The organism is Marinobacter sp. SS8-8 (assembly GCF_030540945.1).
GTDB lineage: Bacteria > Pseudomonadota > Gammaproteobacteria > Pseudomonadales > Oleiphilaceae > Marinobacter.
The window spans coordinates 153695-169846 of the sequence record NZ_JASSVN010000005.1 but is presented as its reverse complement, the minus strand read 5'-3'; the positions used below and the strand labels follow the sequence as shown (position 1 = coordinate 169846).

16 protein-coding genes are annotated in these 16152 nt (G+C 58.7%); 3 read left to right on the top strand and 13 right to left on the bottom strand.

Going from position 1 to position 16152, the window contains the following annotated elements:
- Positions 1-85 precede the first annotated feature (85 nt).
- The 4 genes from QPL96_RS07495 to QPL96_RS07480 form a co-directional block, all read right to left on the bottom strand.
- Positions 86-1555 carry a DASS family sodium-coupled anion symporter gene (locus tag QPL96_RS07495; protein ID WP_303286735.1) on the bottom strand — a complete coding sequence of 490 codons (1470 nt, stop codon included), beginning with the start codon at positions 1553-1555 and terminating at the stop codon, positions 86-88.
- Positions 1548-2210, bottom strand: coding sequence for a DUF2238 domain-containing protein (locus QPL96_RS07490; RefSeq protein WP_303286733.1), 663 nt, complete (start codon positions 2208-2210; stop codon positions 1548-1550). Before QPL96_RS07490 ends, QPL96_RS07495 begins: the two co-directional genes overlap by 8 nt.
- 54 nt (positions 2211-2264) lie before the next feature.
- Positions 2265-2543 (bottom strand): hypothetical protein, encoded by a 279-nt coding sequence (locus tag QPL96_RS07485; RefSeq protein ID WP_303286731.1) that lies wholly within the window; start codon positions 2541-2543, stop codon positions 2265-2267.
- Between the two features lie 87 nt (positions 2544-2630).
- Positions 2631-2951 (bottom strand): TraR/DksA family transcriptional regulator, encoded by a 321-nt coding sequence (locus QPL96_RS07480; RefSeq protein WP_303286729.1) that lies wholly within the window; start codon positions 2949-2951, stop codon positions 2631-2633.
- A gap of 154 nt (positions 2952-3105) precedes the next feature.
- On the opposite strand from QPL96_RS07480, the gene QPL96_RS07475 reads away from it, so the two are divergent.
- Genes QPL96_RS07475 through QPL96_RS07465 form a run of 3 tightly spaced genes read left to right on the top strand, consistent with a single transcriptional unit; the run spans position 3106 to position 6991 of the window.
- On the top strand, positions 3106-3438 hold the full coding sequence (locus tag QPL96_RS07475; protein ID WP_303286727.1) for a phasin family protein: 333 nt from the start codon (positions 3106-3108) through the stop codon (positions 3436-3438).
- Between the two features lie 9 nt (positions 3439-3447).
- Positions 3448-5250 carry an alpha/beta hydrolase gene (gene phaC, locus QPL96_RS07470; protein ID WP_303286725.1) on the top strand — a complete coding sequence of 601 codons (1803 nt, stop codon included), beginning with the start codon at positions 3448-3450 and terminating at the stop codon, positions 5248-5250.
- A gap of 31 nt (positions 5251-5281) precedes the next feature.
- The gene (locus QPL96_RS07465) at positions 5282-6991 is read left to right on the top strand and encodes a diguanylate cyclase (RefSeq protein ID WP_303286723.1); all 1710 of its coding nucleotides are present in this window, start codon (positions 5282-5284) and stop codon (positions 6989-6991) included.
- A gap of 18 nt (positions 6992-7009) precedes the next feature.
- Here the strand turns inward: QPL96_RS07465 and QPL96_RS07460 are convergent, their stop codons facing one another.
- The 9 genes from QPL96_RS07460 to QPL96_RS07420 form a co-directional block, all read right to left on the bottom strand.
- Entirely contained in the window at positions 7010-7996 is a 987-nt protein-coding gene (locus QPL96_RS07460; RefSeq protein WP_303286721.1) for an AgmX/PglI C-terminal domain-containing protein, read from the bottom strand.
- A 5-nt stretch (positions 7997-8001) separates the two neighbouring features.
- Positions 8002-8502 (bottom strand): biopolymer transporter ExbD, encoded by a 501-nt coding sequence (locus tag QPL96_RS07455; RefSeq protein WP_303286719.1) that lies wholly within the window; start codon positions 8500-8502, stop codon positions 8002-8004.
- Positions 8499-9011 carry a biopolymer transporter ExbD gene (locus QPL96_RS07450; RefSeq protein WP_303286717.1) on the bottom strand — a complete coding sequence of 171 codons (513 nt, stop codon included), beginning with the start codon at positions 9009-9011 and terminating at the stop codon, positions 8499-8501. The genes QPL96_RS07455 and QPL96_RS07450 overlap by 4 nt, the downstream gene beginning before the upstream one ends.
- A gap of 25 nt (positions 9012-9036) precedes the next feature.
- Positions 9037-9744, bottom strand: a complete 708-nt coding sequence (locus QPL96_RS07445) for a MotA/TolQ/ExbB proton channel family protein (RefSeq protein WP_303286715.1) — start codon at positions 9742-9744, stop codon at positions 9037-9039.
- Positions 9745-9883: 139 nt separating this feature from the next.
- Positions 9884-10189 carry a hypothetical protein gene (locus QPL96_RS07440; protein WP_303286713.1) on the bottom strand — a complete coding sequence of 102 codons (306 nt, stop codon included), beginning with the start codon at positions 10187-10189 and terminating at the stop codon, positions 9884-9886.
- A gap of 15 nt (positions 10190-10204) precedes the next feature.
- On the bottom strand, positions 10205-10771 hold the full coding sequence (locus QPL96_RS07435; protein WP_303286711.1) for a tetratricopeptide repeat protein: 567 nt from the start codon (positions 10769-10771) through the stop codon (positions 10205-10207).
- Positions 10758-13643, bottom strand: coding sequence for a tetratricopeptide repeat protein (locus QPL96_RS07430; RefSeq protein WP_303286709.1), 2886 nt, complete (start codon positions 13641-13643; stop codon positions 10758-10760). Before QPL96_RS07430 ends, QPL96_RS07435 begins: the two co-directional genes overlap by 14 nt.
- Positions 13636-15573, bottom strand: coding sequence for a tol-pal system YbgF family protein (locus tag QPL96_RS07425; RefSeq protein WP_303286831.1), 1938 nt, complete (start codon positions 15571-15573; stop codon positions 13636-13638). The genes QPL96_RS07430 and QPL96_RS07425 overlap by 8 nt, the downstream gene beginning before the upstream one ends.
- Before the next feature lie 17 nt (positions 15574-15590).
- The gene (locus QPL96_RS07420) at positions 15591-16139 is read right to left on the bottom strand and encodes an AraC family transcriptional regulator (RefSeq protein WP_303286708.1); all 549 of its coding nucleotides are present in this window, start codon (positions 16137-16139) and stop codon (positions 15591-15593) included.
- Between the last annotated feature and the right edge of the window lie 13 nt (positions 16140-16152).

Below are 16152 nucleotides of genomic sequence, written 5' to 3'. Positions count from 1 at the left end.
CGGGATAACACAAAAACAGTCTCCACAACGACCAGCTACGGTACCTGGAGCCCGATGACCATCGCCTGATTACCGACGGTGAGATTCAGGAAGAGTAGGTGAAAACCAGTCCCAGAAGCAGGTAACTCAGAAGCGTCACTACCACAATACCCATGAGGTTCAGGGCAAAGCCCGCCCGGATCATGTCGCTGATCTGCATGTGGCCACTTGCAAACACAATCGCATTGGGCGGCGTTGCCACCGGCATCATGAAGGCGCAACTGGCTGCGATAGCCGCCGGGACCGTCAGCAGCAGTGGCGATACTTCCTGGCTCATGGCCAGTGCGCCCAGAAGGGGCAGAAAAGCGGCGGCCGTTGCAGTATTACTGGTAACCTCGGTGAGAAAAATAATCACACCTGTCACCATCACAATCATCACAAGCGTTGGCAGGGTGCCAGCCGCCCCGAGGCTTTGCGCGATCCATTCCGCCAAGCCGGAGCTGCTGATCACGCCAGCCATTGCCAGGCCACCACCGAACAGCAACAGAACCCCCCAGGGGATACCCCTGGCTGTTTCCCAGTCCAGCAGGAACTCCCGTTTGCTGGTATTTACCGGAATAATAAACATGGCAATAGCGGCGGCGATGGCAATACCGGTATCGCTTAACCATGGCATCAGGCTGTCTGATAACAGCGGTCGGAAAATCCAGGCACTGGCGGTGACCAGGAATACCGCGGCAACCAGTTTTTCACCCCTGCCAAGCGACCCCAAAGCAACAAGCTCCTCCCGTATTGCGCTGCCGCCATCACCGGAACTGCCCAGGCCGAAGTCCCGACGTGTCAGCCACCACCAGGCCAGGGCCAGCATAATGATCGTGACCGGAACCCCAAGCAGCATCCATTGGGCAAAGCCGACTGAGATGCCCTGGTTTTCACTCAGATACGCCGCCAGCAGAGCATTGGGCGGTGTGCCAATCAGAGTTGCGATGCCGCCGATACTGGCGGAATAGGCAATGGCCAGCAAAAGCGCGGTGGCATAGCGGCGAACCCCCTTGGGATTACCGCTGTCCAACATGCCCACCACCGACAGGCCAATGGGCAGCATCATGATGGCCGTTGCGGTATTGCTTACCCACATGCTCAAAAAAGCGGTGGCCAGCATAAAACCGCCGATCTGCCGACGCGGCTCACTGCCAACGGCCTTCAGGGTCATGAGGGCAATCCGGCGGTGCAGGTTCCAGCGCTGCATGGCAAGCCCGAGTGTGAAGCCGCCCAGGAACAGGAAAATAATCGGATGGGCGTAAGGCGACGTGGCCTGGCCAACGTTCCCGAGCCCGAGCGCTGGCACCAGAACAATCGGCAGCAAGGCGGTGACCGGAATCGGGATGGCTTCCGTTGACCACCAGGTGGCCATCAACAGCATCAGACCCAGGGCTGCCCAGGCTTCTGCGCCCATGGTTTCCGGGGGTGGGAAAATCATTGTTGCCAGCAGAAATGCGGCGCCAAGGATCAGGCCGGCGACCTGGCTGCGTGGAAGTCCATCCGATGTGCTCTGAGCCGGTTGTTGTTCAGACATGCCGCTCTATTCCATTTTCCGGAATGTGAAACCTGTGACGATCACGACCTTCCAGGCCCTGCAATTGACGGTCATGAACACGGCCCAGCAGAATCAGGGCAAGAATGGCACCGGACAGTGCCCAGGCCATATCCGACTGGGTATCCCACACATAGCCCTGGGTACCAAGGAAGGCTTCGGCCGCTTCGCCACTCAGCAGGGCGACCCACCACTCAATCAGCTCATAGAAGGCACTCACGGCGAGAGCGAAGCAGACGATAAAAAATGATCGCCACCCGCGGCGGGCAAAAACACCGAACCGTATCACCAGTTCCCGGGCAATGATCGCAGGCACGAAACCCTGGGCCAGGTGCCCCAGTTTATCGTAGTTGTTGCGCCCCCAGCCAAACCAGTCCCGGAACCAGTCAAATACCGGAACTTCAGCATAGGTATAGTGACCGCCAACCATCAAAATGATAGCATGCACCAGTATCAGCTGGTACACCAGCGGCGTGAGCGGATACCGGAAAAAGCACCAGATAACCAAGCCAAAACCGACTGCTGCCGGCAACACCTCCAGCACCCAGGTTGCCCGATCCTTCGGCTCGATGGCAGACCAGAAAAACACGGCCAGAAATACGGTTACCCAGGCCACAGGTGCAAGTCGATTGATCATTCCCGTACTCCAGTATCGTGATTATCGGCCGGGTCGGCGCTGAAAAGGCCGACACTATCGGACTCTCACCCGACTGCCATCTTCCAACTGGCGACCCGGATGGCGGACCACAAGATCGCCTTCACTCAGGCCGTCCAGAATGACCGTGTAGAACCCATTGGTGCGGCCTGTTGAAACGGTTGTGAGCTCCCCCCGTTCGCCCACCACCCGGAATACAAGGCTCTGGCCATCCTTGCGAAAAATGGCGGACTCGGGGATCTGAAGCTCATCGGCAGAGGCCCAGAGCACAAATTCCGCATCCAGAGTGCCACCGCCCCAGCCTGTGAGGCGCACAGGCACACCTGGCCTCGCATTTGCCAGAGCCCCCGGGTGTGAAATACCGGTGGCTCTGTCGTGGCTGCCGCCCCTGGTTCCACGAGATCAGTCTTCAGCACAGTCAACGCAGAGGGTGGTATAGGGCAGCACCTGCAAACGGCGGGGGTCAATGGCCTCGCCACAGGATTCACACTCGTCGCCAACGCCGCTCTCGATACGCTCAAGCGCACGCTCTATCTGCGCCAGTTCGGCGCGGGTTTCTGTTTCAAGGGAATCAACCACTTCGTCGTTCTGGGTCTGGGTGGCCTGTTCCTCAAAGTCCTTGTCCAGCGCGCCGCCCTCTCGATGCTGATGCGCCTCATAACGGGAAAGCCTGGCCTTCAGGTCTGCCCGCAGTGTTTCCAGTTCCGATTTGCGGTCACTCATATTACGCCTCCTGCCCCGTGCGGATAATCCGGGATATACAAACGTCTACAGTAAAGCATAAGCTGAGCCTGGGGTTGATACTTGTCAAAATTTTGTCATGCCGACTGAGGCAGAATAAGGCTTCATTTAACCTGTATACAAAGGAGTTGTAGCAATGACCAACGACCTGACTGAAAAAGCCACGCGTCTGAACGAGACCCTGTTCGAACAGTTCAGCAAGGCCGCCGAAATGCAGATGAATGCCTTCCGTCGCTATGCTGATGTCACCCTGGAACAGGCCCGGAAAGTATCTGAAGTACGGGATCTGGAGGGGCTGAAAACCCTGACCGGCGAACAGGCCGAAACCCTTAAATCCCTCAGCGAACAATTCAATTCGGACTGGAAAGCCTGGCAGGATTACTTCAATGAAAGCCGGGAGCAGATTCAGAAGGTGTTCGAGAAGGCGCCGGAAGAAACTGCCAAACCGGGCCCGAAAACCGCCAAGTAAGGGATTGTCATGTTCGGCCTGGATACGCTCGGGAAAGCCGTCAAACAGCTGGTCAACCGCTTTGAAACCAATGTCCGGCAGGGGCAGCAGCAACTGGAGAAGCTGCTCGGGGATGCAGGCGTCATGGACGACGCGAAACTCTCTACCCTGACTGAAATGTCGGATGCCTACCGGACCATGGCCGAGGATCTGTTGCTCCATCCGCTCAGGTTTGCCGGTGCGGAGCTGGGCCTGGCCCGCAAACACCTGGCGCTGGGGTATTACACCCTTGCCCGGCTGACCGGCAAGGAAAAACAGCCCGTGGCTGAGCCAGAGCCGGATGACCGGCGTTTCCAGGCTGACGACTGGCACCGGCATTTGCCTTTTGATGTTCTGCACCAGGCCTACCTGATCAATTCCCGGGCGTTCCTGAACTGGGTGGAGGGTATGGAAGGCATGCCCGAGGCGGGGAGGGGCCAGATGCTGTTCTATGGCCGGCAACTGACCAGCCTGCTCTCGCCCTCGAACCTTCCGGCAACCAATCCGGAAGTGCTCAGGATTACCTGGGAGCGCAAGGGCATGAATCTGGTTGATGGAGGCCGCCAACTGATCGAAGACCTGCGCCGGAATCCGTCGCTGTTCAACGTCGGCATGACTGATCGCTCCGCCTTTGAGGTAGGCCGCAACCTGGCAACCACCCCGGGCAAGGTGATCTTTCAGAATGAGCTGATGCAACTGATCCAGTATTCGCCCACAACGGAAACCGTCAGCAAGCGTCCCCTTCTGATCGTGCCTCCCTGGATCAACAAGTATTACATCCTGGACCTGACCACCAGGAACTCCTTCATCCAGTGGCTGGTGAACCAGGGTCAGACCGTTTTTATCATTTCCTGGCGTAACCCCGGGCCCTCGCTCCGGGACAAGGGCTGGGACGACTACATGCAACTGGGGCCATTGGCCGCCATGGATGCGGTAACCGAGACCACCGGCGAAGAACGGATGAATGTCATCGGATACTGCATCGGTGGCACCCTGTTGGGCTCCACTCTCGCCTGGCTGAAGAAAAAGCGGCGCAACCCGGTGGCGAGCGCAACTTATCTGACAACCCTGCTGGATTTTTCGGACCCGGGCGGCATCGGCGTGTTTATCAACGATCACTCCCTCCGGGGGATCGAGCGCATGCTTGAGCGCAAGGGCTATCTGGACGGCCGCGCCATGGCCTTTACCTTCAACCTGCTCCGGGAAAACGAGCTGTTCTGGTCGTTCTGGACCAATAACTATCTGAAGGGACAGAAACCGGCCGCCTTTGACCTGCTCTACTGGAACACCGACGGCACCAACCTGCCGGCGAAGATGCACAGCTTCTATCTGCGGGAAATGTATCTGAATAACCGGCTGGTGCAGCCGGATTCACTAACCCTGGCCGGGGAATCCATCAACCTGTCCGAGATCGATGTGCCATCCTTTTTCCTCTCGGCCAGGCAAGACCATATCGCCAAGTGGAAAACCACCTACAAAGGCGCGCTGGCGCACGGTGGTGATGTTCGCTTTATACTCTCCGGCTCGGGCCATATCGCCGGGGTGATCAACCCGCCTTACAAGGAAAAATATGGCTACTGGACCAACGACACGCTGGTACCGGACGCCGACGACTGGCTCGACAGCTCCGAACACCATCCGGGATCCTGGTGGCCACACTGGCTTGAGTGGATTGCTACGTTCTCTGAAGAGAAAGTACCAGCCCGCGTACCGGGAGATGGCAAACTGCCCGCACTTGAGGACGCTCCCGGGAGCTATGTGAAAGTTAAAGCGGCGGATGCGGCGAAATGTTAGACTGATAATAAAACAAAGGAAAGGAAAGCCCATGGGGCGACCGCTACCAATATCACGCATCATGCACAGCGGTTTTTTGCTGCACTGCTCTCCGGACACCCCCATCGCTGACGCAGCGGCTCAGATGGCAGAGCGCTCGGTCAGCTCGATTCTGATTACCGAAAATGGTCAGGTGACCGGCATCTGGACCGAGCGTGATGCCCTGACAATCGACTTTTCCGAGCCGGCCAGCTTTGAACGTCCGATCAGTTCAGTCATGAGCTCGCCGGTGCTCACCCTGCCCGGGGATATGGATGCGGGCGAGGCCGCCCTGCGGTTTCGGGATACCGGGAAACGGCATTTCCTTATTGTCGATGAGTCCGGTTCACATTTGGGCATCCTGTCCCAGACCGACCTTGCCCTCAATCAGGGACTTGAGCCCTACCTGCGGCTGAGGGAGGTCAGTACCGCCATCCCGCACCCCCCGCTGGTCGTGGATGGGCAGGTTGCCCTCGCTGAGGTTGCGGCGATCATGCATCGGCATCAGGCTGGTGCCGTCGTGGTCGATTGCCATGACGAGGGGCTGGGCATTCTCACCGAAAGGGATATAGTCCGATTGATTGCGTGCAATACCGGTAATGCCCTGGCCGCCGACCTGGCCATCCGGCCATTACTGACCGTCAGCGAATCCGAGCCGTTAATTCGTGCCAGGGACCTGCTGATCAATCACCGGATCCGGCATCTGGCCGTAACCAACAGCCGGGGTGAGGTCACTGGCCTGATTGGCTACAACGACATGCTCGCGGGTGCCGAGCAGATGTACCTGGACGATTTGCGGGAAGCACTGGAGCAAAGGGACCGGGCACTCGCGAAATCCCGGCAGACCCTGCAACTGGCGGAGCGGGTGATCGAGTCCTCCTTCGAAGGCATCATGGTTACGGACAGGGACGTAAACATTGAGTTCGTCAACCCGGCGTTCACTCACCTGACGGGCTATAGTCCGGACGAAGTTGTCGGTAAAACGCCGCAGCTCCTGTCCTCCGGCCGCCACGACGACGAATTCTACCAGCGCATGTGGAATTCACTGGTTACCCATGGCTACTGGCGTGGCGAGGTCTGGAATCGGCGAAAAACCGGAGAGATCTACCTTGAGCTGCTGACGATTACCGCCATCACTGACAGTAATGGCAATACCACGCACTATGCCGGGCTTTTCACGGATATCACCCAGAACCGGAAAAACGAGGAGCAGATCCGCCAGCTTGCCTACTACGATGCCCTGACGGGCATTCCAAACCGCCGGCTTCTTGAGGATCGCCTAGAGCACGCCATTCGCCATGCCCATCGCCGTTCATCCCTGCTGGCCGTCATGTTTATGGACCTGGACCATTTCAAGAACGTGAACGACAGGCTTGGCCACGCTGCCGGCGATGAATTACTGCTGCAGTTCACGAGGCGCGTCCAGAGCTGTTTGCGTGAAGACGATACCCTGGCCCGGCTCGGCGGGGACGAATTCATTGTCCTGTTGCCCGATCTGGAACATCCTGACGATGTCTATCAGGTGGCAGAACGCCTGATCGCCAGAAACGATGATCCCTACCGCATCAACGGCGAGTCACTGAAAATGGGTTCCAGTATCGGCATCAGCCTTTACCCCCGGGATGGCGCCACCGCTTCCGAGCTGCTACAAGGTGCCGACATTGCCATGTATCGGGCCAAGCAGGACGGACGGAACCTGTTCCGGTTGTTCAGCGGTGAGTGAGGCTGCTGTCCAGCATTTTTAGCTGGACAGCAGTTCAATCGGATACCGGATGCGGGTCTGGTCTACCCCGGGCCGGGCTCCGAAATCCACCAGCCTCAAACGGTTACAGATCTTGCTCTCGAGCGCCGGCTCATTGAGCGTGGATTCCACCACCGAACAGCTGGACACTGCCCCGTCTGGCTCGATGACCAGCTCTGGCGTGATGCTTCCCCTCAGGGAAGGTTTCCGTCGCAATTCCCGGTTGTAAATACTGTAGATCGCCGACTTGTTGGCATCCATGGTGCGGCGCAACTCTTCCTTGCTCCGGGTTCTGGCGGCCGTTTCCTGCTGTTCCCGGCGCGCGGTTTCTTTTGCTGCGGCAATTCTTTCTGCTTCCGCCACTTCTGCCCGCTGGCGTTCGGCCAGGGCAACCTGACGGACCTCCCGGTTCAGGGCTTCCTCGTTCACACCGCTGCTTTTGGAGTTTGTGGTGGCGCGGGAAGCCAGTGTATCACCAGTTTTTCGGGCGATAGGCTCGGCGGACCTGGCTACCGGCGCATCCAGTTTGACCGACTCCGCCAGCGAACTGAGTTTCGAGAGTTCGTTACCCATGGCCAGAATGCCGGTGTTCTTTACCTTTTCGCGGGCTTTGGCCACCTCTTCCGGCTTCGGCTCTGGCTTCTCGGCAACCCGCGGCTCGGGCTCCGGTTGCGGCTCCAGCACCACTGGCTCAGGGACCGGCTCGGGCTCAGACTCAGGTTTCGCCTGCTCTACCGACTTTTCCTCGGGTTTCGGCGGCTCAGGCTCCGGCAGCACCGGTTTTGGCGGCTCCTTTTTCTCAATGATCAGTTTGGCCAACTGGGGCGGCAAAGCTTCCTGCTCCTGCCTGTCCCGTTCCGGCAGCTCTATCCAACTGACGTAACCTGCGAAAGCCAGGAACAACGGCACGACCACGACTGCGGCAGCCAGCAGCCGCTTACGCTCCCCGCGCTCCCGGTTCCAGGGCAACCCATAGCGGTAATCCATAGCGATCAGGTCCCCTTTTCCGTGCGCTGATTAACCGCCAGGGAAATGCTGGCATAACCGGCGTCCACACAGGTGGACATGATTTTCCGGAGCAGCTCGTAAGGCAGCTCCCGGTCCGCGAGGATAGTAATGGGCCGGCCCGCCTCTGGCGCCGGTGCCGATGAACGGCTGGCCTGATAGTCCAGTTCCTGTTTCAGGGACGGCTCCACCTGCCCTTCAAAGGTCTGGAAGGCGTCCCGTTTGACCACGAGTCGACCGTTTACCAGGATATCCCGGTCGGTCACGGTCAGCGCCAGCACATCACCCGGAGGTTGCTTAGCGGAGGAATCCGGCAGCTTGATGGTATTGTTCTGATTGAGTACCTGCACGTCGGAAGACGAGTTCACCATCAGGAAGAACACGAGGATGGTAAAGATGTCCATCAGCGACACCAGGTTCATTTTTCCCTGGCTTTTATTGCGCCGGTAGTGGCGTTTCTGGCGGCGGGCCCTGGCGGATTCTTTCATGAACTCACCTCCGCGGATCCCGTGGCCTGAACCGGGGCATCACCCAGTGAAATCTCGGGGAAAAGCTCGGCCTCCACAACGCTGCCGGCCACCACCGCTTCATAGGACCGGACCGTATCCATCACGGAAACCAGAGACTGATAGGACGTCTCGCGGGATGGCATGATGACCACATCTTTCTTGTCCGGCACCCGGCTCTTGATTTCCTTCATTACATCTTTGAGCAGCGCAAAATCATACTCGCCCTCTCGCCGGGGAATGTTCTTTATCACGCCGCCCTGGTTATCGGCAACCACCAGCCGATCCTCGTAGATCACGACCTGGATCTGCAGTTCCCCGGCCTGCTCCGCCGACAGGCTCTCACCGGTCGGGAAGTTCAGTTCCAGAACACTGGTGTGGGCGAACACCATATTCAGCAACAGTACCGGCACCAGCACAATCATGAGGTTCATGAACGGCGTGATGTCGAGATCGGCCTCACTCTGTAGGCGACGATGTTTCCGTCTCATGGCCTGACATCCTTCTGGCGGGTTATCAGGCCGGGCTACCGGCCGGTGTCGCTACTTGGGCTGGCGCAGCGGCATTCTGGGCCTGGGGTTGAACGGCGGACTTGTTGCCGGAGCCGTCACTGAGCAGGTTAAGAACCTTGATGCCGGCCATCTCGAAGCTGTCGACAATTTCATTGGTCTTGGTCTGCAGCAGGGAATGGATCAGCAGCATGGGAATGGCCGACATCAGGCCGAATGCCGTGGTATTCATAGCCACCGAAATACTCTGCGACAACAGACTCGCTTTCTGGGCCGGGTCCGCCGCAGCCACCGCGGTGAACGCAGCAATCAGGCCGATGATGGTCCCGAGCAGACCCAGCAGGGTGGCGATGTTGGCCAGTGTGGCCAGGTACTGAGTGCGCTTTTCCAGTCGCGGCATGACATCCAGCAGGCCCTCTTCCATGGCGTACTCGATCTCCTCCCGACCCTGGCGACGGGCCAGGCGCTGAAGGCCGAAGCCGATCATGGTCGACATGGCACTGCCGGACTCCTGGGTGTAATTCAGGGCACCCTTCAGGTCGCGCCTGGCAATCATCTGATGAAGGCGATTGAAGTCCCGGCGGTTGGTCAGTTTCTGGGCGGAGAGGTAAACGTAACGTTCAATGGCAACAATGAGTCCGATGATCAGCACAACGGCAATCGGAAACATAAAAAAGCCACCTTCCTGGAAGAAGCGAACGGCGGTATCAATCATTTTCTGGGCACTCCATGGTCCGGTTTTCAGGTCAGTCTATGCGCGACCCTCCCCCGGGAGGGTAAGTTCGCGAAAATCTGTGTGAGGGTTTGTTGAATCTTGCGCGCGGGCACATTCGTAGCGTGATGAACATCACAGTTCACTCCCCGGTTGCCGGTGGCGCCTGCTTTATGAAGGCCTGGTGGTACTGAATGAACCGCTGAAATTCGTAACGCTCCAGCGGACTGAGGCCCTGACCGACCATCAGACGCTCGTCCGGCGCCCGCAACTCTTCCACTTCCGGTGATTGCCAGGGCACCAGGTACATCACCGTGGGCACCTCCTGATCGCCGCGAATGCGTGTTCCTTCAATGGTCACCACACCTGACGAGTCCCGAGCCTGAACCCCGGAGTTGGCGGCCAGGAGGGTCAAAGCCAGCAATAGTGTCAACGCGGAATGTCTCATATCACATCTTCCACATCAGATTCGGTTTTTCGCATCGAATATCCAGTCTTCCAGTCTTGGGTGAGGCTCGCTGGCTGCGGATTGATAACGCTCATAGAGCTCAACAGCCTTGGCGGGTTTGCCCAGATAGATATCCAGCAGAAAGGCAAGATTGAGAATCGCCGGGGCGTAATCCTGATCGGCGGCCAACGCCGCCCGGTAGTATTGCTCCGCTTCGCTGAACTCTCCGTCGTTACGGGCAATAACGCCCAGATAATTCAACGCATGGACATGCTGGGGGCTGACCCCCAGAACCTGCTCAAACCACTGTTTGGCAGTCTCGAAGTCTCCTTCCGTGAACGCAATAATACCAAGATTGGCCGCAGGACCGGCCTTGTCAGGATAATCGCGGGCGAGTTGCTCGAAGCGTGACCGGGCCTCGTTCAGGTCACCCTGCTCTATGGTCTGAACGGCCTCACGGAACAAAGCCTGCAGCAAGGCCTCGTCTGATGTCGGATCTCCGGGCTCCGGCGGGGCCGACACACAACCAGAGATCGCGAGCACGGTCAGCAGACAGATTCCGTAAGCCCTAGTCCAATTCATTGACAACTCCCGCAGTCACTTCTTCCTTCCGGTAACGCCCCGGTAACAGATCCTTCAAAGCCTCGTAACTGCGCCTGACCCACTCATCGTATATGCCTTCCCGGGCTCGCCGGATATTCTGCTCATGAATGTCGATGGCGTTGTCTTCGAAGGGATAAGCCTGCTCTTCAAGCAGAAGCTCATACTGGGCCAATTCGAGTTCGCTCAACCCGGTCGGCCGCTCTGAGTCCATCAGATCGGTGCCAAGACGCGCGTATATGTGGGCAATCTGGTAACCCGCCTCAGTGGCAAATAACGATAGGCCATAGTTGGCGGTTTTCTGATAGGCCGTTACCGCCCTTTCGAGCGCTTCGGTTTTTGCCGTCATACTCTCGTTGAGCGGCAGCGTCAGGCGGATACTGTCGTATCGTGCAAGGGCTTCGCGAGCCAGGCTCGCAGACGCTGAAGCAGCCAGATAACGCATACGGTCGTCCGCAGCTTCCGGGTCCCGGTCAACCGTTTCCATCTGTTTACGTAACCAGAAATCCCTTCTTTCAGAATCCCCCTCTTCCCGATAGAGCTCAGACAACCGGTTCGCCGCTTCCATATACACATCCGCCGGCTCAGGATGGGCGTTAGCGTAGGTGCGCCATGTATCGATAGCCTTATCCCGATTACCGGCCTGATCATAGAGCTCTGCCGCAATCAACAGGTTTTCGCGCCGTTCTTCCGGCGTACTGGCCAACGCAACCATGCGCTGGAGTTCATCTGCGGCACGCCCCCATTGCCCCGTTTCACGGTAAGCCAGCGCCAGCTTTGCAGGAACCGTGTCAATCAGTTCGTGATCCGGGAAAGCACGTCGGAAGTCATTCAACACATTGATGGCCTGGTCCCAGGAATTGGCAGTGATGAGCAGAGCAGTGGCATCGTATTCCGCATTGGCCCGCAAAGCTGATTCGGGAACCTCTGCACCGACCCTCAGAAACTCGTCGACAGCAGCCTCGACGTTACCCGCGTCCGCCAACTGTTCGGCCTGCCGGTAAACCGCCGCCGCCAGGTTTTCACGCACGCTGCCCCTGCGTTCATCGTCTTCACTCATGACCGCCAGGGCATCACGATAGGCCTGTTCCGCCTCGCCGTATCGGGCCAGTTCAGACAATCCGTGGCCGGATAATAGCAAAGCTTCTGTGGTCAGCTCTGCCGAAGGTGCCGGCTGCCAGGCCACAAGGCGAGCCGCCATGGCCACTGTCTCGTCCGAGTTTTGCCGGTCAAATTCGCGTTGCAGCGCAAGGTAATACACCCCAGGCGCCCGGGGATCACCGGGAAAGGCATTGGCAAACCGGAGTCGGTTCAACTGCTGTAACTCCTCATAGGCCAACCGCGCAGACACGGGCTCATCGGCCCAGGTGTCGGCGTACTCCCGGAATGCCAGCACTGAGGCATAACCAGCCTCCGGAGCGCGCTCCGGCAATGTATCTGCCGGGTAGTCATAGGCAACCCGTTCAAAGGCAGCAATAGCAGCAGGCCAGTCCTCCAGTTCCAGGTAGGTCTCACCCAGCAGGAACAGACGCTCTGGCGTGCGAGGATGATCCGGGAAGGTAGCGGCAAACTCGGCGTAGTAGCTGGCGGCCTTGCGGTATTGATTGTCGGCCTGCCTGTCATCAGGCGCTTTGCCCGCCAACAGGTAGTGACGATCCGCCAGCTCCGGCAACTGCTGTTCCAGCTGTTGCTCGATAAAGCCAGTGGCGTCCGGGCCTGCCGACTGCCAGTATTCACTGTAGATTCCGTAGAGGCTGACAAAACTAGCCTTGCGCTCGGGAATGGTACGGGTAAAGCCGGCGAGCTCGAGGGTTTCTATGATTCGTATGTGATAGCGCGGTGCCCAGGGGCTTGTGGGGTGGTCTTCTATATAGGCTTCGAATACATTGATCGCATCGCCGTATTGCTCCCTTTCCAGAAGCAGCTCACTGTAACGGTCGTAAACCAGGATCTCGTAGGGACGCCCGCCGGTCTGGCGAAAAAGCGCCTGGAGGGTTTCTGCTCCGTCAAGATAAGACAGTGACAGTCCCATTACCCTGAACAGATCCTCAATCAGGGTCTGGCTCCGCTGATCAACATCGGCCACCGGCTGCCCCTCCGGCATGACCAGATCCAGCACTTCTACATAGCTGAACAGGGCCTCCTGATATTCCGCCTGTTTGAAAAGGCTCCAACCTTTCATGTAGTGCGCATTTACCAGAAACGAGGCGTCGGCCATGCGTTCCTCACTGGCCAGGGTAACCTCGTCGAACGCCTGCTCCGCCTCCTGGTAGCGACCATCGATGAACAAGAGATCCGCCCGACGGAACTGAGCCTCAATCCAGTATTCCGATTCCGGATAGCGGCGGACCAGGGTGTTCAGTGCTTCCAGCTGCTGCGGTGTTGCACCGCGCAGTTCCCAGGCCCTGGCAAGCTGATAGTAGATCTGGTCATTGCCGTCGCGATCCGGATGTTCCGACAGGAGACGCTGATAGGCATCAATGGCACCGGAAAGCTCATCCACGGCGGCATCGGCCATTTTCCGCTCCGCCCGTTGGAATTCCAGGTCGGCCAGACGATGCCGGATGGTCACCTGCTTCCGGGGGTCGTCTACGAGCGGCAAAAGCGCCTTGTAGCTTTCCATGACGGTTTCGATCGAGACATCACCGCTCTGCGTGGCTTCGTCCAAAGCGCCGTCATCACTGCGCTGAGCGTCCATTACCGGAAGCGCCGCCAGGGTTCCCTCCCGGACCTGGGACATTTCCTCGCTTGCGCCGGGGATCACCGACTGCAGCATCTGGCAGCCACTGGCCAGGACAAACGCCGCCGCAACGACTGTTCCCTTGACCATCGTCACAAGTGTCCGCCTACTCATCGCCGGCACCTGCACTGTGAGAGGCACGGAACAGCTTATCAGCCAACCGGGCCTGGGCGTGGCGGGAAGCCACCAGGTAACCATTGAGTTCGGCCTGCTGGGCGGCAAGCATCCTGTCTACCCTGTTCAAAAGGATTTGCCGGGCACTGACCAATGCCTCAGACACCTCTTGCCCAAGAACCGCAAGCTCCCGTTCACTGTCAGCGATACGGCGAGCCAGCTCTGCCTGGCGGGCGTCTTCAGCCATCAGGGCTTCAACCCGTTGCCGCTGAGCCTGGAAGCGCTCCATTTCATGATTGAGGCCCCGCAACTGCCTTTGCGCCGCCCATCGGTTCACACCATAATCATCCACGATCCACCAATCCAGGTAGGCGCGCATCCTTTGATAGGTGGCACGCTGGCTGGCCGTGGTGTCATCGTCTGGCAGCTCCGCAAGGGTTGTCTCGACCTCATCAAGCTTGTCCCTCAAAGCCTTTTGTTCCGAGGTCATAAAGAACTCGGCATCCTCCCCTGCCAACGCAGCGGAAATCGTCTCCCGGAATTCCTGGTGCAATTGACGCCACTGGTCTGCCTGCTGCTCCTCGAGTGCCTGCCGGGTCTGGGCAATACGAACCTGACGCTGCTGCTCCCGGGTATCCAGTATGGTTCTGAAGGCGTCGAAACGGGATTGTCGCTCGGTAATGAACGATTGCATCCGATACAACTCGTTCAGTTCGCCGAGAGCCTGCTGAAACGCTTCCGTGGCCAGCACTTCCGCCAGACCGAAGTCGACGGGTTCCACGCGAAGACGGCCGTAGGGATCCGTAAGCATCCCGTCGCCGTCACGTTGGACACTGAGCTGGGCCATCAGGCTCTCTTCACTGAGCCGGCTGCGGATGCCGCTGAGCTCGCCGATACGGGCCTCATAATGGTCGGCTGCCCGCTTAAAGGCCGGCAAAGCTCTCTCCGGCACCCCCATCTGCTCCAGAACATAGGCTCGGGCGAAGGGAACCTGTTGCCGCCAGGGCAGAAACAACGCGCGGTCAGACAGGGATTCAAGGGCGTCGAGCGCCCGTTCAGGCCGGCCCTGCCCCGTCGCCGCTACGGCATAGTCAAAGAGAGCCTGGTCCGAGAAGACCCCATCCATCGGCATGGCGCCAAGAACCTCCAGGGCCTCGTCGAAGTGGTTTTCACGAAGATGCAGCCGGGAAAGCGACAGCCGGGCCCGCTCAAGCAGGCCCTGGCGCTCGGCATCCGGCTCGCCGGTATGTCTGGTTTGATCAAGAATGGCGATCAATTCCTTCCAGTCCGTCTCTGCCGCAGCGGCGTCACCGGCATCCAGCGCGGAAACTGCGGAGTTGTACTGAAGGTAGAGGGACCAGATATCGGTTGCTTCCAACTGGCCTTTCAGAGACGTCAGTTCAGATTCATCACCGAATCGCGGCGAAATCATGGCCAGCCGGGCGCGCAGGTAGATCCATTCCCGGAACAGGTCATAATTGGCGTCGGCCAGTATGTCGCCATCCACGCGGTCCAGATTCTTACTGGCCAGCGTATGCTCGCCTTCCAGATAGAAGACCTTGCCCAGATAGAACCAGGCCTGATTGCGGATATCGGGGGACAGCGTGCTGCCTTCGCCGTTTTCTCCCAGCAGCCGCGTGAACAAACGACTCGCCTCGCGGGTCATACCCCAGGACAGCATGAGCCCACCCTCTACCAGCGCCGGGTGATCGCCATGCCCCTGGATGCCGCCTTGTTCGCGGGCAACTGCCAGTTGGGTCAGAGCCTCAAAGGCATTTCCCTGATGATAGTCATAGAGCGCCCATCCGTATCGCAGGTCTCTGGCCCGTTCGGGTTGCGACTCCTCAGCCTGGGCCGGAATACCAATCGTCAGCCACAGCAAAGCGCCCGTGAACAGTAGCGGGCGTCCCTGAAACGGCTTGCTTCCCATCAACCCCACGATGCGGTTTACTCCCACTCCACGATGGACACGGAGGGCTGATAGTTGGACGAGCGATCCTCAACCCGGATCTCCAGGGCGGCCGTTCCGGTCCCTTTTTCAAACCCGAAGGAAGCCGCCTGCTTGTAGACCCGGTTATCCGGTCCGGTTCCCTCCACGAAGGCCGTTATCTCATGCTCCCCGGTTTTCAGGTTGCCCACGTAGAGTCGCTGCATGCCACCCCGCTCAAGAGCCTTGACCTGGCGCTCTGTGTACAGGTGTGATGCCACAATCTCATCGTTCACTTTCAGCTTCACAGCATCCAGTTCCAGGAACTTGCCGGTGTCGACACTCAGGAACACGGCAATCCGGGTGCTGGCGGGAAACAGCAGATCTTCCTCGAGGATGAACAGGTCCCGGTTCAGGCGAATGACCTTCTTTTTCAGATCTTCCACGCGCTCGGCAACGGCTGTGTCTTCGTTACCCGAATCACTGCCCTGGGAGAAGACCGGTCCGGCCCCTGCAAGGATCAATACCGTCAACAGCACACGAAAGGGATTATTCAGAAACGTCGCCATGGTCAATCTTCCT

Excerpts from the sequence above, each read along its gene's own strand:
- QPL96_RS07430 (WP_303286709.1), bottom strand. The coding sequence starts at position 13,643 with ATGAGTAGGCGGACACTTGTGACGATGGTCAAGGGAACAGTCGTTGCG.
- QPL96_RS07480 (WP_303286729.1), bottom strand. The coding sequence starts at position 2,951 with ATGAGTGACCGCAAATCGGAACTGGAAACACTGCGGGCAGACCTGAAG.
- QPL96_RS07475 (WP_303286727.1), top strand. The coding sequence starts at position 3,106 with ATGACCAACGACCTGACTGAAAAAGCCACGCGTCTGAACGAGACCCTG.
- QPL96_RS07455 (WP_303286719.1), bottom strand. The coding sequence starts at position 8,502 with ATGAAAGAATCCGCCAGGGCCCGCCGCCAGAAACGCCACTACCGGCGC.
- QPL96_RS07440 (WP_303286713.1), bottom strand. The coding sequence starts at position 10,189 with ATGAGACATTCCGCGTTGACACTATTGCTGGCTTTGACCCTCCTGGCC.
- QPL96_RS07450 (WP_303286717.1), bottom strand. The coding sequence starts at position 9,011 with ATGAGACGGAAACATCGTCGCCTACAGAGTGAGGCCGATCTCGACATC.
- QPL96_RS07460 (WP_303286721.1), bottom strand. The coding sequence starts at position 7,996 with ATGGATTACCGCTATGGGTTGCCCTGGAACCGGGAGCGCGGGGAGCGT.
- QPL96_RS07495 (WP_303286735.1), bottom strand. The coding sequence starts at position 1,555 with ATGTCTGAACAACAACCGGCTCAGAGCACATCGGATGGACTTCCACGC.
- QPL96_RS07445 (WP_303286715.1), bottom strand. The coding sequence starts at position 9,744 with ATGATTGATACCGCCGTTCGCTTCTTCCAGGAAGGTGGCTTTTTTATG.
- QPL96_RS07420 (WP_303286708.1), bottom strand. The coding sequence starts at position 16,139 with ATGGCGACGTTTCTGAATAATCCCTTTCGTGTGCTGTTGACGGTATTG.
- QPL96_RS07425 (WP_303286831.1), bottom strand. The coding sequence starts at position 15,573 with ATGGGAAGCAAGCCGTTTCAGGGACGCCCGCTACTGTTCACGGGCGCT.
- phaC (WP_303286725.1), top strand. The coding sequence starts at position 3,448 with ATGTTCGGCCTGGATACGCTCGGGAAAGCCGTCAAACAGCTGGTCAAC.
- QPL96_RS07490 (WP_303286733.1), bottom strand. The coding sequence starts at position 2,210 with ATGATCAATCGACTTGCACCTGTGGCCTGGGTAACCGTATTTCTGGCC.
- QPL96_RS07435 (WP_303286711.1), bottom strand. The coding sequence starts at position 10,771 with ATGAATTGGACTAGGGCTTACGGAATCTGTCTGCTGACCGTGCTCGCG.
- QPL96_RS07465 (WP_303286723.1), top strand. The coding sequence starts at position 5,282 with ATGGGGCGACCGCTACCAATATCACGCATCATGCACAGCGGTTTTTTG.